Source organism: Paenibacillus aurantiacus, assembly GCF_042431225.1.
Lineage (GTDB): Bacteria > Bacillota > Bacilli > Paenibacillales > Paenibacillaceae > Paenibacillus_Z > Paenibacillus_Z aurantiacus.
Window position 1 is genome coordinate 1 of sequence record NZ_JBHMDO010000018.1, and the last position, 17,492, is coordinate 17,492.

General features: G+C 61.2%; 7 protein-coding genes. All 7 read left to right on the forward strand.

The genetic code is table 11. From position 1 onward, the window contains the following. Positions 1-1,705 (forward strand): AMP-binding protein (locus ACFFSY_RS10895; protein ID WP_377493714.1); only part of this gene is annotated, 1,705 nt, incomplete at its 5' end. Then, the gene (locus ACFFSY_RS10900; RefSeq protein ID WP_377493717.1) at positions 1,702-2,955 is read left to right on the forward strand and encodes an ACP S-malonyltransferase; all 1,254 of its coding nucleotides are present in this window, start codon (positions 1,702-1,704) and stop codon (positions 2,953-2,955) included. The genes ACFFSY_RS10895 and ACFFSY_RS10900, both read left to right, overlap by 4 nt. Further along, entirely contained in the window at positions 2,952-4,619 is a 1,668-nt protein-coding gene (locus tag ACFFSY_RS10905; protein WP_377493719.1) for a type II CAAX endopeptidase family protein, read from the forward strand. The genes ACFFSY_RS10900 and ACFFSY_RS10905 overlap by 4 nt, the downstream gene beginning before the upstream one ends. Positions 4,620-4,655: 36 nt before the next feature. Next, positions 4,656-8,252 (forward strand): condensation domain-containing protein, encoded by a 3,597-nt coding sequence (locus ACFFSY_RS10910; RefSeq protein WP_377493721.1) that lies wholly within the window; start codon positions 4,656-4,658, stop codon positions 8,250-8,252. A 13-nt stretch (positions 8,253-8,265) separates the two neighbouring features. Next, positions 8,266-12,288 (forward strand): non-ribosomal peptide synthetase, encoded by a 4,023-nt coding sequence (locus tag ACFFSY_RS10915; protein ID WP_377493723.1) that lies wholly within the window; start codon positions 8,266-8,268, stop codon positions 12,286-12,288. A 36-nt stretch (positions 12,289-12,324) separates the two neighbouring features. Then, a complete protein-coding gene (locus ACFFSY_RS10920) occupies positions 12,325-16,926 on the forward strand; it encodes a non-ribosomal peptide synthetase (protein ID WP_377493725.1) in 4,602 nt (1,533 codons plus the stop codon). Next, positions 16,923-17,435, forward strand: a complete 513-nt coding sequence (locus ACFFSY_RS10925; protein WP_377493727.1) for a pullulanase-associated domain-containing protein — start codon at positions 16,923-16,925, stop codon at positions 17,433-17,435. The genes ACFFSY_RS10920 and ACFFSY_RS10925 overlap by 4 nt, the downstream gene beginning before the upstream one ends. The last annotated feature ends 57 nt before the right edge of the window (positions 17,436-17,492 follow it).

Sequence of the window (17,492 nt, forward strand, 5' to 3'; positions counted from 1 at the left end):
GAACGCCTTCTTGGATGCGGTCGAAGGCCGGCCGGAGCAGGTCATGCGGATCGCGAGCCTTGCGCAGACGTTCGCGAGCGGCGAAGCGCTGACGGCGAAGCAGGCTGGGCGGTTCCGCCGGTTGCTGCACGAGCCGAACGGAACGCGTCTGATCAACCTGTACGGACCGACCGAGGCGACGGTGGACGTGACGCATTTCGATTGCACGGCATACGAGATGCTGGACACGGTGCCGATCGGCGCGCCGATCGCTAACACGCGGCTGTACGTGGTCGGAGCGGGAGATCGGCTGCAGCCGATCGGCCTGGCCGGGGAGCTGTGCATTGCCGGGGACGGCTTGGCGCGGGGATACGTGAACCGGCCGGAGCTGACGAGCGAGAAGTTCGCCCCGAATCCGTTCGAGCCGGGGGAGCGGATGTACCGGACGGGCGACTTGGCCAGGTGGACGGAGAGTGGGCAGCTGGAGTATTTGGGCCGGATCGACCACCAGCTCAAGATCCGGGGCAACCGGATCGAACCCGGGGAGATTGAAGCGGCGCTGCTGAAGCACGAAGCGGTGACGGAAGCGATCGTGACCGGAGTAAGCGATGCTGCCGGGATGGAGGCGCTGTGCGCGTATTACGTCGCCTCGGCGGAAGCCACGGCGGCAGAGCTGCGGGATTGGATTAGCCGAAGCTTGCCTTCGTATATGCTGCCGACGTATTTCGTGCGGCTGTCGTCGATGCCGCTGACCGCAAGCGGGAAGGCAGACCGCAAAGCGCTGCCGAAGCCGCAGGACGGCGCGATGGAACGCGCGGCGTACGAAGCGCCTGTCGGGCAGATGGAAGCGGAGCTTGCGGAACTATGGCGGGAGCTGCTCGGCGCTGAGCGGATCGGGCGGCACAATCCGTTCTTCGAGATCGGCGGTCATTCGCTCTTGCTCGTCCGCGCGCACAACGAGCTAGAGAGCCGATATCCCGGCGCGCTCAAGCTGACCGATCTCTTCTTATATCCGACCGTATCGAGTCTGGCGGAGCATCTTCAGGCGGAGCTCGTGGGCGACAGAGCCCGAGAAGCCGCTCTGTTAATGCTCCCGCCAAGCTATTTCGCGGGGGCCAGGGATGCGGGTCAATGGCAAACGTTCGACGCCAAGCTGGCGGTCGGTAAGGTGGAAGGGCTGCGAGCGATTGCGGCATCCGCGGGAACGGGGCTGTACCCGCTGCTCGTCGCTTCCTTCTTGTTCGTGCTGTCCCGGCACGCTGGCGGCGAGGAGATCTCGGTCCAATCCGGCATTCCTGGCGGGCGTCTGACGAACATCGCGGGTCATATGTCGAACCCGGACGACTTTGCGGGTCTGCTCGCATCCGTCGCCAGCCGGCTTCAGGACGCAGCGGAGGACAATGGCTCATTCGGCTACCGGCTCGCGGACTTGAGAAGACGCGCCATTCCGAAAGGCGACCGCGGCGTTCTTGCGCTGATCGCGCCTCAAGACGGGCTGGAGATCAGCCCAAGCGGGCTGCATCCCTTCGACATGGCGGCGCTCCTGCGCATCCGTCCGCACGAGGTCGAGTTCCGTTTCGCATATGACGGCAGAAGACTGCGGACAACCAAGCTTCAATCGCTGATCGGCGATTATCTCAAGTTCGCCGCTTATCTGGCAGCGCAAGCGGATCGCCGGACGGCGCAGCCTGCGGTGACGCGGGAGAGGGAGGAGGAGATCCATTGAGTGCCGCTTTTTTGTTTCCCGGGCAAGGATCGCAGTACAAGGGAATGTTCAGCGCCCATAGGAGCCGATATCGCATCGTGAGGCAGACGTTCGAGGAAGCATCGGATACATTGGGCTACGATCTCGCGGCTATGTGCGAGCAAGAGCCAGAGGCGGAGCTCGCCCGGCCATCGGTCGCGCAGCCGGTGCTTCTGACGGCCGGCGTGGCTGCTTACCGGGCATGGACCGAGAAGATGGAGGGCGCTCCTATCGCGCTGGCCGGACATAGCTTGGGGGAATATACCGCGCTTGCGTGCGCCGGAGCCATTCCGTTCGCCACCGCGCTTCTTCTGGTCAGGCACAGAGGCTTGCTCATGGAAGAAGCCTCCGCGGACCGGCAGGGAGGCATGCTTGCGGTGAGCGGCCTGGATCAATCGACGATCGAATCGCTGTTCTCGGGACGACCGGAATGGGGCCGAGATTTGGCGCTTGCCTGCTGCAACAGCACGCGTCAATTCGTTTTGTCCGGCACAACATCCCTCCTGCGCGATGCCGCTTGGCAGCTCGAGACAGTCGGCGCAAGGACGATTCCGCTGAAGGTAGGCGCGGCGTTCCACAGCCCGCTCATGGCCGGCGCCGCGAGCAAGCTGGAAGCCGCGCTGAGAGTGCGTGAGCGCGAATTCAAGACGCCGCGATTGCCCGTCGTCTCGAGCGTGACGGGTGCACCGTATGCAGGCGGAGCAGAGGAGATCGTTAACACCTTGGTGCGACAAATGACCGAGCCCGTGCGCTGGACGAAGGCGATCGGTTGTCTCAAGCGGTGTGGCGTAGATGTACTCATCGATTCCGGTCCCAATCGCACGCTCGCCAATTTGGCAAAGGAGGACGATCCGGCTATCGTCTCGCTCGCGTTCGATGATCCGGCTGATCATACCCGGATCGCCGGTTCGCCGCGGAGGAGTCTGCCGGACGCCGACGCGAACCGCCGGGTGTTGGAAGCCTGCCTGGCGGCCGCCGTGTCGACGCGCAACGCGAATGACGACAGGCAGGCTTATGCCGAGGGCGTCGTCCGGCCTTACCGGGCGATCGAGTCGATGCTTCTGCAAGCGGAGCGCTCGGGAGAGGCGCCGTCGGATGCCGACGCGCGGCAAGCGCTTGAACTGCTGGACGCCATCCTGTTGACTAAGGGGATCGGCGAGCGTGAACGGAAGGACCGATTGCGCGCATGCCAGCGGCGACATAACCGGAAAGAAGGGGAATTATGGGTTTGAAATACGTACGAATGGCGCTCAACCTTATTTTGTATGTGGGCGCGACACAGCTGGCGTTCCGAGCGACGGACTGGATTGCTTCCCGAAGCGGAGAGCTGAAGCGACTATTGGACAACAATCCGCCGGCGCTGCTGATCGTCGTAGCTTGCGAGATCTATCTGCTGCTCGCGCTCATGGCCCGCATCCGCGGCCGCATCTGGAAGAGCGAGCCGCGCCGGCTGCTAGATGCCGTCAAATACAGAAGACTCAGCGCAGGCGAGGTAGGAGGATCGATTGCGCTCGGCGCCGGCTGCGCGCTGTTCTTCTTCGGCCTGATGGAGCTGCCGCTGCTGCCGGACGGGACGCTTGCTCAGCTTCATGATTACGTTAACGTATTCTCGAAGTCGGATGCGTTTATATTTGCGGTGCTGGGCGCCGGCGTGATCGGCGTGCTGTTCGAGGAGATATTTTTCCGCGGCATCCTATTCGGCGAGCTGCTGCGCGGGCTTCCGATGCCAGCCGCTTTCGCCGCGCATGCACTCGTCTATGCCTATTTCCAACCGAATCTAACCATCAGCTTCACCGCGTTCGTCCTGGCGCTGTTCTACAGTTACCTGTATGTCAAGACCGGGTCGGTCTGGTCGACCGCGATTGCGGCCGCCACGCTCAATATTGGAATCGTGAGCGCCAAGGAGGCGGACGTTATTGACGCGCTAGGCAGCGCGCATTCCGCCATTGCGTTCCTTCTGCTGCTGATCGGATCTGCCTGCGTGCTGCTGGGCTTGTTCCTGATCTATCGCCATGGCGGCAAACACGCGAATGCAGGGGGCAAGGTGGAGCGAATAGCTCGGGCGATTGCCTGGGCAGGCGTATATATTGCAATCTACTATGCGGTGTTGAACGGCGTTATCTATGTTTGGTCCCAAGTGCTGACCCGTATTGAGGCGATCCGGCCGTGGCTGAATGACGGATTGAACAATTTGTGGGCGCTTGACTTGAATGATTTGGTTGCGGTGCCCATCTACATGTTCATCCTTAGCCGTTACCGCAAGGCGCCTCTGCTGGCGCACTGCCGCTTCTCCCGTATTGATGGCCGCACGATCGCCCAGATCGGCGCGCTGTCCGTGTCGATGGGCTTGTGGGTTATGGGCGTCTCCAAAATCCCGATCGTAGAAGATACGTTCCCTCAGTTCGACACGTTGTTTAACTCGTTGGTAGGAGGACCATTGCTGACATTTCTTGTCTTTCTGCTCGTCCACTCCGTGTACAAAGAGATCTTGTTCCGCGGCTTAATCTTGAACGCGTTCCACGCCGGGATGCCGCTCGCGGCGGCGCTGGCGCTGGATGCGCTCGTCTACGGCTTGCTGTTCTTCCAGTGGGATCCGGCGCTTACGGTCTATGGCGGCATGGGGACGGTCATTTTCGGCTTACTGTATGTTTGGTACCGGTCGATTTGGGCGCCGATCGTGGCTCAAATCGGACTGTTCGGCACCTACTATGCCTCCTGGCACGGCATTTCTGCGTTCGGGCTCGAATTCGGCGCGGCTCACGTTGTCGTCATCATGATCAGCTCGGCTTCTGTCTTATTCTTCATGATTCGTCTCTGGAAGCAGCGTCCATTGGAAGCACCGGCGCAACCGAGGTCCCCTGGCGTCTTCGAAGGAACCGCGCAAGCAAGCGTATGATGCAAGGGTCGGCTCAAGAGAAAGGAGGAGACGCGAATGTTGGATGTAACGGGCTTTCGGTTCCATGCGGACGATGATGCGGAAGAGACAGAGACGGAGGAATCTCGTGAAGAGATATCGCCGCGGGATATCGCGATCATCGGGATCGGCGTCCGCATGCCGGATGCCAATGATATTACCCAGTTCTGGCGCAACCTGCGCGAAGGCAAGGATTCATGCGCGCCGTTCCCTGCGGCGAGAGCGGCGGATGCGGCCGCCTACATGAGCGCGATTGGAATAAATCCGGATAACGTCGATTATTTCGACGGGGCTTATTTGAATGAAATCGACAAGTTCGATCCGGGTTTCTTCCGCATGTCGCCGCGCGATGCAGCGCTGACCAGCCCCGCCCAACGATTGTTCCTGCAGACGGCCTGGAGCGCGATCGAGGATGCGGGATATGGCGGCGGCAATCTCAAGGGGGCGAGCACAGGCGTCTATATCGGCTGTTCGGCAGACGCCATCCATGATTACAAGCGGCTCATCGAACAGGAGGACCCTTCCGGCATACCGATCGCCATTCCCGGCAACTTGACGTCGGTGATCGCAAGCCGCATTTCGTACGTGCTCGATCTGAAAGGGCCTGCCCTCTCGGTAGATACGGCTTGTTCGTCTTCCCTTGCGGCGGTCCATTTGGCTTGCCAGGCCATCCGCGCCGGCGATTGCGAGACGGCGATCGCCGGCAGCGTCAAGACGCTGCTGCTGCCGGCCGATACCGGCATGCGGGTCGGAATCGAATCCAAGGACGGCCGGGCACGCACGTTCGACGACGCTTCGGAAGGAACCGGAATGGGGGAAGGGACGGCCGCGGTGCTGCTGAAGCCGCTTGCCCGAGCGCTGGCCGACGGAGATTCGGTGTATGCGGTCGTGAAGGGCTCGGCCATGAATCAAGACGGCAGTTCCGCCGGCATCACCGCTCCGAACGCGGCGGCGCAGGAGGAGGCGCTCGTGCAGGCATGGCTATCCGCCGGCATCGACCCGGCGACCGTCTCGTATATTGAAGCCCATGGAACAGGCACCAAGCTGGGCGATCCTATCGAAATCGAGGGCATAAGCCGCGCATTCAGACGGTTCACGGATAACGCGCAGTTCTGCGCGATTGGCTCGGTCAAGACGAACATCGGCCACCTCGATCATGCGGCGGGCATCGCAGGTCTCGTGAAGGCGGCGCTGGCGCTTCACCATAAGGAGCTGCCGCCGAGCCTGCATTTTAACCGGCCCAATCGACATATCGATTTCATCGAATCACCTGTCTACGTGAACGATCGACTGGCGCCGTGGCCGAGCGGGCTAACGCCGCGAAGATGCGGGGTTAGCGCCTTCGGATTGAGCGGGACCAACTGTCACGTCGTTCTGGAGGAAGCGCCGTTAATGCAAGATGAGCCGCAGGCTGCAGGCGTGGACGCGGAAGCTTGTCTATTCGTGTTGTCCGCCCGAAGCGCTGATTCGCTAGCCCGGTCTGCGGGTGCTTACGCCGAATTTCTAGCACAGCCCGGCCATCAAGAGCTCAACCTCGCGGATATTTGCTACACGGCGAGCACGGGCCGAAGCCACTTCGAACATCGGCTGGCATACGTGGTATCGGATACGGAAGAGCTGATCCGTATGCTGCGCCAGGTTGCCGCATCCCGGTACGTCGAGAGGGGTGCGACTGGCGGGTCGCCCGATCGGGTGGCGCCTGTCGAGCCGGCCCGCGAGTTGATCGGGCAAGCGGCAAGAGAAGGCTTCGCAGCGTTGGGCAAGGAGCGGCTTGAACGCTTGGGGCAGCTCTATGAGGAGGGCGCAGACATTCCGTGGGAACAGCTATACGGCTCGGAAAGACGCAGGAGGCTGCATTTGCCGACGTATGTCTTCGATAATGTGCGCTGCTGGGTAGAAACCAAGCGCGTACCGGCTCCGCGAGAGAGCGGCGGATGTTCGGTAAGCGGTGAACAGCATGTTGAGCCAAAGACGATCGATGCTGCAAGCGACACCCGCGCGATCGAGGAGACCATCGCGGAACTGTGGGAGGGTCTACTCGGCGTGCGGCCGGGGGAGACCGATGATTTCTTCGCGCTAGGCGGCCACTCCTTGTCGGCCGTTCAGCTGGCCGCGCAGTTGGGATCGGCCTTCGGCATGGACCTGCAGCCGGCTCAGGTGTTCACTGCGCCGACCGTCGGGGCGTTAGCGGATGAGATCCGGCGACATACGTTAAGCTTACCGGATCGGATCAAGCCTATCGAAGGAAGCGGTCCGTATCCGGCTTCCTCCGCGCAGAGAAGATTGTTCATCCTAAGCGAGCTGCACGACGACAATATCGGCTACAACATGCCGGCGCTGTTGGAGATCGAAGGCGAAGTGGAGGAAGCGCGCTTCATCGACGCGCTGAGGACGCTCTTCGCCCGCCATGAATCGCTGCGCACGACCTTCGGCTGGCAGGACGGCGAGATCGTCCAGCGCATTCATGCCGATGCGGAGCCGGTCTTCGAGCGATTGCAAATCGATGAGAGCGGGATCGAATCGGCCGTCCGTTCGTTCGTTAGGCCGTTCAGGCTCGACCGTCTTCCGCTGCTGAGGATCGGGATGCTGACGACGCCGGAAGGCAGAAGGCTGCTGCTGTTCGACATGCATCACATCATCTCCGACGGCTACTCAATCGGGAAGCTTACCGGTGAGCTCGCGACTCTCTACGCAGGCGATGATCTGCCGCCGCTACGCATTCAATACAAGGACTATGCGGCATGGCAATCGAGCAGGATCGAGTCGGGCGCGCTGCTCGCTCACGAACGTTACTGGCAATCGCGATTCGCCCATCCAGCGCCTCGGCTCCGCTTCCCTTCGGATCGCCTTCCGCATCGCCAACGGCTCGGCTCTGCGGAATACGAAGGGAGAACGGTGTTTTTTGAAACGGACGCAGCGTTAAGCAAGGGGTTGAACGCGCTTGCAGCCGAGACCGGGACGACGCTGTTCATGGTGCTGCTCGCGGTGTTCGGAGTGCTGCTGGCTGAACGCTCGGGGCAGGACGATCTCATCGTCGGTACGGCTGTTGCGGGGCGCACCCGCGTGGAGCTGGAGCCGCTGATCGGCATGTTCGTCAATACGCTGCCGCTGCGCCAGCGGCCTTCCGCGGGCAAAACGTTCAGGCAGTTCCTTGCCGAAGTCAAGGCGGATGCCCGCGAGGCGTTAGCCTTTCAGGAGTACCCGTTCGAGCGGCTGGCCGATACCATGTCAGGCGACGCCGGGGCGGATAACAGCCCCGCGATTCTCGATGTCATGTATATCCATCAAAATACGACACCTCCCGTGCTTCGCTTTGGCGACGCGTCCCTGCGCCCGCATCCATTTGATTTTGGCATCGCGAAGTTCGACATGGCGCTTCAGTCTTGGGAGACAAGGGAGGGACTCGCGTTCGCGCTGGAGTACCGGACATCGAGATTCGAACATCGGGACATGACCGAATGGACGGAGAAATACGTTCGGCTGCTGCGTCATGCTGTGGCGACGGATGATTTTGCGCTTGAAGAAATGTTCACGGGCGCTAAGGCACGGCGCAGACTTGAGGAGACGGACATTCGCGCGCGCAAAGAGACCGTGTTTGCGGAATTTGATTTCTAGGAGGACGAATGGAATGGGGATCGGTGAGCCGAGCATACACGGGTTCGCATTGGAACTTGAACGTGATGAAGACGAGGAAGCAAGACGCTATTGGTTGGCTGAGCTGTCGAACCTTCCTGTGCCGGCTGCTATTCGTCCGGACCGCGGGGATGGCGCTTCGCGAAGCAGCCGCCGAACAGTACGGCTCGGCTGGCCGGATGGCGTGGCCCAGGACCTCATCGCGCTGGCGAGAGGGGAAGATACGCTGCTGCATGCTATCCTCGCGTCCGCGCTTGCGGTCGTGGTGTACAAATACGGGGGCGGCGTCGATTTCGTCCTCGGCGTTCCCGAATACGGCGGCTTCGGCGAGTCTCGGGCGAACGGTCTTCTTCCCATCGCATGCAGACTGAGCCCAGGCATGACCGTCAAGGAGCTGCTGAAGGAGACGAACCGCAAACTGGCGGCGGCTTACCGGCATCAGCATTATCCGATCGCTCTGGCGAGCGGCGAGGAAGGGGCGCATCCGCATCCATATGACCGGGTCGTATGCGGGCTGACCAATATCCATGATGATTCCGCCGCGTGGCAGACGGATACGCATGCGCTTGTCTTCTCGGCGACCCGCACGACGGAGGGACTGGAGGGAACGCTGAGCTGCGATGCCTCTCTATATGGCGAGCAGAGCATCGATACACTTGCGGATGTTTTCCTGCACGTGCTGGAGCAGATGACGGCCGCCCCCGATGGAACGATCGGGTCGATCCAGCCGGCGCGACAACGGGATGCGGCGCTCATCCGGTCGACGTTCTCCCCTTGTCAGGACGACGTCGAAGGGCCAGTGCTCATGCACCGGCTGATTGAGAAGCAATCGAAGTTGGACTACGGACGAATCGCCGTGGTAAGCGAACGGGAGAAGTTGACGTATGGCGAGCTTAACGAGCGAGCCGACTTACTCGCTGTGCGCCTGCGGGAGCGAGGCGCCGGAGCCGGATCCATCGTCGGAATTCTGATGGAACGGTCCGTTGGACTCGCGGTTGCCGTGCTGGCGGTACTGAAGACTGGCAGCGCCTACTTACCGCTCGATCCATCCTATCCCGATGCTCGCCTGACTTATATGCTGGAGGACAGCGGGGCCGCGATTCTGCTGACCGGAGCAGCTGGCGCAGAGCGCCTCTGCTATCGCGGGGAGACGATTGTCTTCGACGCAGCCTTCCAAGAGGGAACGGAGAGTCGTTCGAAGGATGACACGCCAGTCGCTAATCCGATTCAAGACGAGAACGCTAATGCCGGAGCGATCGATGTTCAAGCGGACGTATCGGCCGATAGCCCTGCTTACGTCATCTACACGTCGGGTTCAACAGGCAAACCCAAGGGCGTTGTGGTTGCTCACCGCGGATTCGCCAATTTGGATGCGTTATTTCGGCATACGCTTCGCATCACGGCGAAAGACCGGGTGCTTCAATTCGCGAGCGCCTCGTTCGACGCGTCCGTCTGGGAACTGGCGATGGCGCTGTTTAACGGCGCGGAACTGCATCTGCCGCCGCCCGGAGCGCTGGAGGACTACGAACGGTTCACCGCATATATGAACGAGGCTGGCATAACGGTCGCCACGCTGCCTCCGATATTCGCCGAGCATCTTGTCCCTGAACGTCTGCCGTTGCTGAGGCTGCTTATTACGGCGGGCTCATCGTCGAATCCCGCGCTGGCGCGGCGGTGGGAGCAAGCGGCTACTTATGCGAACGCCTACGGTCCGACGGAAGCGACGGTGTGCGCCTCGATCTGGTTAGCGGGTGCGGAGGCAGAGGAATCGGCCGCCTCTAAGGCGGAGGAGATCCGGCATACGGTGCCTATCGGCAGGCCGATCGCGCACGCTGAGCTGTATGTTTTAGGGCCGGACGGTCAGGAGCAGCCGATCGGCGTGATGGGGGAACTGTATATCGGCGGCCGAGGCGTGGCGCTCGGCTATCTCGGGCGAGAAGAATTGACGGCCGAGAAGTTCGTCCCGAACCCGTATCGAGCGGGCGAGACCATGTACCGCTCTGGCGATTACGCCAGGTGGCTGCCGGACGGCAACCTTGAATATATGGGCCGGATCGATCATCAGATCAAGATCCGCGGGTTCCGCATCGAGACCGGGGAGATCGAGAACGCTCTCCTCCGGCATCCGGCTATTACGGAGGCTGCCGTGATCGCGGAGCGATCGACGAACGGCGACGAGTCGCTCTGCGCTTATCTGGCAGCAGCCGAACCGATTGAACCATCGCGAATGAAAGTCTGGTTGTCCGACACGCTGCCTGCGTACATGATCCCTTCATCCTTCATCACGCTGGATCGCTTGCCCTTGACGGTTAACGGCAAAGTCGACCTGGCCGCTTTGCCGGATAAGACCAAGACGCGCGTTGAAACCTTTGCGCCTCTCGCCACAGACACTGAGCTCGAGTTGTCGCGATTGTGGAGCCAGGCGCTCGGCGGCTGCGTCTGCGGTCCGGACACGAACTACTTCGAAGCCGGGGGCCATTCGCTTCGCGCTGCTCGGCTTATCGCGGACATTCACCGCCGTTTCGGCGTGCAGCTGACGCTCCGCGACTTCATGGCGCAGCCGACGCTGCGCGAGATGGCACGGCGGATCGATTCGCTTGCTGGCGATATAGGCGGTGAGGCGATACCTCCGGCGGGCGTGAGACCGTATTATCCGGTTGCGCCTGCGCAGAGAAGGCTGTTCGTGATGAGCCGGTTCGACCCTGGCTCCGTCGCTTACAATTTGCCTGCGGCTCTGGTCATTGAAGGGGCGCTTGATGCCGAGCGGCTGAAGCGAGCCTTCCGGGACCTGGCCGGGCGACATGAAATATTGCGGACCTCATTCGGTCTCGAAGCCGGCGAGCCGGTGCAATACGTCCATGCGCACGTGCAACTCGAGCTGGAGCAGGAGGATGCGAGGGAGGACGAGTATAGCGAATCATCCTGGCAGACAGCGCTAGGCCGCTTCCTCCGCCCGTTCGATCCCGGCCGTGCGCCGCTGCTGCGGGTACGCGTCTTGCGATATTCGATCTCGCGTCATGTATTGCTGCTGGATATCCATCATTTGCTCGCCGACGGCATTTCGATATCCGTCTTCATTCGCGATTTGCTTGCTTATTACGAAGGAGAGGCAGCGAGCCTGCCATTGCTTCCGCTGCAGTACAAGGATTATGCCAGCTGGCAGTCGGCCCGACTCGCGGAAGGCGGGATGCACGAACAGGAGACGTATTGGCTTCAGCGCTTCCGTCCCCCTATTAAGCCTCTTAGCCTGCCGACGGACTATGCTCGCTCTGCCGATCTGGTGGATCATATCGGGGACTCGGTCTGCTGGGAGATTCCGGCTGAGCATACAGCCGCACTGCGGGAATTGGCCGCAACGGCTGGCACGACGCTCTATACCGTGCTGCTGTCGGGATATGCGCTGCTGCTTGCCCGTTACGCCGGCCAGGACGACATCGTCGTCGGCACGCCCGTCGCCGGCCGCCGTCACGCCGATCTGCAAGAGCTGATCGGGATGTTCATTAATATGCTGCCCATGCGGATCAAGCCGATCGAGCACCTTGCTTTCTCCGATTATTTGGTCAATGTGAAGGACACGGTCATCGAGGCGCTGGAGCATCAGGAATATCCGTTCGACGCGCTTGTTGGCAAGCTGGGGTTGCAGCGGAATTTCGGACGAAATCCGTTGTTCGACGCGTCCTTCGCGCTGCAGAACATGGATAGGGCGCAGATCGAGGCGGACGGACTCGCGATTAAGACGCTTACGCTTCGGATGCAGCCGGTCAAATTCGATCTGACGCTCTGGGCGGAGGAGGAAGGGGACGCCCTTCTTCTGAAGCTGGAATATCGAAGCTCGCTGTTCAAGCGGGAGACAGCGCTCCGAATGGCCGACGATCTGCGGACGATCTATTCCCGGATGACGATGGAGAGGCAGTTCAGATTGGGGGATGTGGCGCTCAAGTGCGACGAAGCCCGGCAAGCCGAGCGAATGCGCCTTGAACGTCTGGAGCGGGAGCTGGATTTGGATTTTGACTTGTAACCGTCCCGCCCGAGCGGGACGAAGGAGGATGCGAGAGTGAACGAGAATCGAAGGATTACGGAGGATAATCGGGAAGCGGACGAACTTTATTGGACGGAGCAATGGTCCGGAGGCATGCCCCGCGTCGCGCTCCCGGGACAAAAAGCGCAGTCGAGAGGATTCTCGAGCGCCGAACGGAGAGTGGCGGTGCCCCCTGAGCTTGCGCACCGGCTAACCCAAGTCGCCAAAGGGAGCGGTCTGGGCCTGTTCACGGTGCTGCTCGCGGCCGGTCAGTCATGGATCAGCCGGCTGACGGAGCAGGAGGATATTCCGATCGCCGTCCCGGCATATGGACGGAGCGAGGAAGAGCGCGGCACATCCGGCGCGAGGCTATTCGTTCGAAATCGGCTTCGGCCGGAGCAATCGTTCCGGGAGGCACTCGCTCAGGCGAAACGGGCATTGACGGATTGCTATCGGCATCAGCGGTTCTCCATGGATATGGGAAGCGGCGCTAATTCCGAAGCTGGAGCAACAATCGCGATTGCGTTCGGCATGATGGGCGTGCATCCGGAGATGGAGATTGAGGCGCTCTTGGACGGCGGTAGCGAAGTCGCGTTCGTCTTCGAGCCGGGAAGCGAGGGGATGGCCCTTGCAATTCATTACAATGAAGCGATCTATGAAGAGCAGGCGATGAGCGGCTATGGCGAAGGCTTCCTGCTCGCGGTGGAGCTGCTGCTCCTGCATCCGGAGATGCCGCTGTCCGCTCTCCGGTTGACGACTGACGAGGAACGAACTCGGCTGCTGTATGACTTCAACGATACCCGAGCGCCATATCGCGACGACTGTACGATACACGCGCTGTTCGAAGCCCAGGCTGCTGCGCGTCCCGACGAGATCGCCGTCATGGCCGGCGGCACGCAGACCACCTACGAGGAACTGAACGCCAAGGCGAACCAGCTTGCGTCCTTGCTTAGAGAGATTGGCGTAGGTCCAGGCCGCTACGCCGCCATCTTGATGGATCGCTCCGTTGACATGGTTATCGCCGTGCTGGCTGTCTTGAAAGCCGGGGGCGCCTACGTGCCGCTGGACCCGGGGTACCCGAAGGCGCGAATCGCCTCGATTCTTGCCTCCCTGTCCATCCGCTGTCTGGTGACCAAGTCTTCGGCGCTGCAGCCATTTCAAGAGCTCGTATGGAAAATGGAGACGCTATCGGACGTCATCTGTCTGGATGCCGCGACCGAGAGAGTAAGCCCGGAGCCCGTGAAGGCGGAGCGGGTGCGCGCGCTGTGGGACCGGGTGACCGAAGAATCGACGAACTCGGTGACAAGAGGCGGGTTCATTAGCAGCTACACCGGGCTGCCCTTCGCGGAGGAGGAGGTCGCCGAGTATCGCGATCGGGTCGTCTCGCTTGCGCTTGCGGCATCCGGTCGGACGGCGAGCGTGCTCGAGATTGGCTGTGGATCAGGCCTGTTGGCCTTCGCGCTTGCTCCTCATGTCGCCCGCTATTTCGGGCTTGATCCATCCGCGAAGGCGCTGGCGCATAACCGTTCGATCGCGGCGGAGACGGGGCTTGGGAATACGGAATGGATCGAGGGTTTCGCTCATGAGCTGGACGCGTTCGAAGCGGAAAGTCTGGATCTTGTCCTGCTCGCGAGTACGGCGCAATTTTTCCCCGGGTACGCGTATTTCGAGCAAGTCGTGGAGCAATCGCTGCGCATTCTCAAGCCGGGCGGCACGCTGCTTGTCGCCGATCTGATGGATTTGCGCCGGAAAGACGAGTTCCGCGGCAGCCTGGAGGCATTTTGGGCAAGCGAACAGGGGGACGGCGTACGAATCGCGCCGGACTACGAGCTGTATTTCGATGAGCGTTATTTCGAGGACTTGCGCGCGGAACACGGACGGATCGCGGAGGTCGAGGTGCTTCACCGGACGGAGGGCTTCCGCAACGAGCTCGGCTACCGCTACGATGTCCAGATCCGGAAAGCCGGATCGGAGGAAGAGGGCGCGTCGCCGCGACAACCTAAACGCAAACGCACTTGGACCGCTTATCACGTCGACCGGCAGCCGGCGTTGAACGTAGATTCTGGCGCTGGGCCGGATCACGAAGCTTATGTCATCTTCACCTCCGGTTCGACAGGCACGCCCAAGGGCGTCGTTGTCCGTCACAAGCCGGTCGTCAATTTGCTCGAATGGGTGACGCGCGAGCACCGGATTGGCCCTGGGGATCGCATTCTCTTCTTGACGCCGCTAAGCTTCGATCTATCCGTCTTCGATATATTCGGCCTGCTGGCAGTAGGCGGGACGATCCGCATGGCGTCGGACGACGAGGTCAAAGATCCGGAAGGGCTGCTTACGATCCTCCGCGACGAGCCGATTACGATCTGGGACTCCGCGCCGGCGGCGCTCCAGCAGCTGGTGCCGTTCATGCGGCCTGGCGAGCTCCCGCGCGAAGAAGCGCCTAGCTTGCGCCTGGTCTTGCTCAGCGGCGATTGGATTCCGCTTACGCTTCCTGATGCGGTCAGGCAGTATTTCACGCGTGCGGAAGTCGTCGGTCTCGGCGGGGCGACGGAGGCGACCGTGTGGTCGAATTATTATCCGATCCGTCAGGTCGATCCCGACTGGGCGAGTATTCCGTACGGGAGACCGATCCAGAACGCCCGCTACTATATTCTGGATGGGCAGCTTGCGCCGCGCCCTTGTCACGTCCCGGGAGAGCTGTACATCGGCGGCGCATGTCTGGCTTCCGGCTATACGGATGCCGCGCTGACGGCCGAACGGTTCGTCCGTGATCCATTCGCTTCGGAACCGGGCGCCGTGATGTACCGGACCGGCGATTTGGCCAAATGGCTGCCGGATGGGACGATGATTTTCCTCGGACGGGCGGACAATCAGGTGAAAATTCGCGGGTATCGTATCGAGCTTGGCGAGGTGGAGGTTCAGCTGAGGCGACATGCCGCGGCGAAGGAGGTTCTCGTCGACGTCTATACAGGCCCGAATGGACATAAAGCGTTATGCGCGTATTACACGGCGGACCGCGAGCTGACGGCTGACGCGTTCCGGCAGCATGCTGCAGGACTGCTCCCGGCGTACATGGTGCCCGCTCACTTTATTCAAGTGCCATCGATGCCCGTGAGCGTCAACGGCAAGATCGATCGGAAGCGGCTTCCCGCACCGGGCGCAGGCCGCGGCGGGCAGGGGAGCGAAGGCGCTGCGCTGACGAGGGCGGAAGCGGCGCTTGCTTCCATCTGGCGGGCAACGCTTGGCATAGAGAAGGTCGGCCCGGAAGACGACTTCTTCGAGCTGGGCGGGGATTCGCTGCAAGCGGTGCAGGTCGTCGCCAAGGCAAGCGAGTCGCGGCTGGGGCTATCGCTTCGGGAGATGCTCCAATACCGCACGCTCCGCGCGGTTGCAGGCCGGATGCGGATCGAAGACGCCCCGGCTGCGGATCGTCTGCCGGATTCTTCATCGCTTGCGGCTGATTATAGCGCTCCGCCCGTTCGGCGATACAATGCTTCTTTCCGGGAACCGGACCTGAACGTGCCCTATTATTATCCCTGCTATCTAGGAGCAATTTATGCGAAGCTGACGCACGAGTACGGCTGCCAGATTCCAAGAAGCTTCTTGCCCATCGGAGACGGGCTTGCTCTATTCACCTATGGTCATCCGGACGACGGCGGGCCAGTCAGCCGCTTGAAATTCGCCGACGTCTGTTCATATGGCGAGTTCCAGCTGGCGACCCGGTTCGGCGTGCGCTCGAACATGACGGTCTTCGCGACGGTGGACGAAGGGCTTGCATGGTGCGAGGCGCGGCTTGCGGCCGGCGAGCTGGTCGTTATGATGGGGAGCTCTTATTATGTCAGTTATTGCAAGGATTATATGATGGACGAAGAGACATTCGCAGGCATGTTGCGGGAACGCGAAGCGCTCGATGACGGGCGGGGACATGAAGCGCCGCATGCCCATATGTTCGTCGTGGTCGACCGCACGGATCACGGATTCGTCGTGTATGACTCGTCGTTCAATTATTTCGGCACGGTAGAGGAAACCGACTTAAGACGTTCGTTCGCCGGCGTAAAGGAGATGGCGTTCATACAGGCGGATCCCGCGATCAAATGGAAAAATGCGGGCAACACGGTCATCGACGTCAAGCTGGAGCATTATGTGCCGCAGCCGGCCAGGGAGCTTGGTATGGAGCTGTTGGAACAATATTGCGCCGTGCATGGGAGCGGCGGTTCTCGCCGGAGTGTCGAACATGGCCAAATCAGACTATTCGGACTGGACTCGCTGCTGGAGACCGCCAAAACGTTCGACGAGGCCGAAGGAAGCGTCGAAGCTGCCGCGTTCTCGCTCGTGATCTTGAATAATTTGAAATATAAATACGTGTTTCTCCGGGACTTTCTGCTGGATATGTCCACGCTCGTGGAGCTTGAGCGCCTCTCGCCGCTCATCGCGGAGACGAAGAAGGCCGTCGACCGGCTGGCGCATTGGTATGGCGTCGCCGATGCGAACCGGGCAAGCTTCGCCGTGCATAGCAATCCGGCGTTCGATGCCTTCCGGCTAGAAGTCTCGCGCGAGCTGACCGAGATGTACAACGCGCAATCGATCGCGTTCGATCGGGTGCTGGAGGAAATTATGCAAGCAAAGGTGGTAGTCTCGTGAAACGGAACTTGTGGGCGCGAGGATTGCGCATTGCGCTGATGTTGAGCGTATTAAGCGGCTGGATGGGGCTTATCCCCGCCGCCGCGAATTCAGAAGCTGAGACTACGTTGACGGTCCATTACAAGCAGAAGGAAGGCGACGCCACCGAATGGAGTCTGTGGGTATGGGGCGAAGGGCAGAACGGGGAACGTTACGCCTTTACCGGAGAGGATGAATTCGGTAAGGTAGCCGTCATCAAGCTGCCTGGCGAGTATCGCAAGGTCGGCGTCATCGTCAGCACGGAGGATTGGAAGAAGGACGGCGGAGACCGGTTCGTCGATATCGCCGGCGGGAGCGGCGAGCTACGCATTATCGGCGAAGGCTATGTCGAAGATTCCGCCGGGCGAGACGTTCCCTACCTCTGGATGATCGTCGCGATCGTGCTCATACCCGCAATTTTGCATGCGATGGAATATGCCCGATCGAGGAAGAGCGAAGGCGCAGCGGGCGGTTCGGCCACAGCCGGATAATGCCGCTCAAGCGAGATTAGAGAAGAGGAAAGATGGATTCGCGGGTAAACCGCTGCC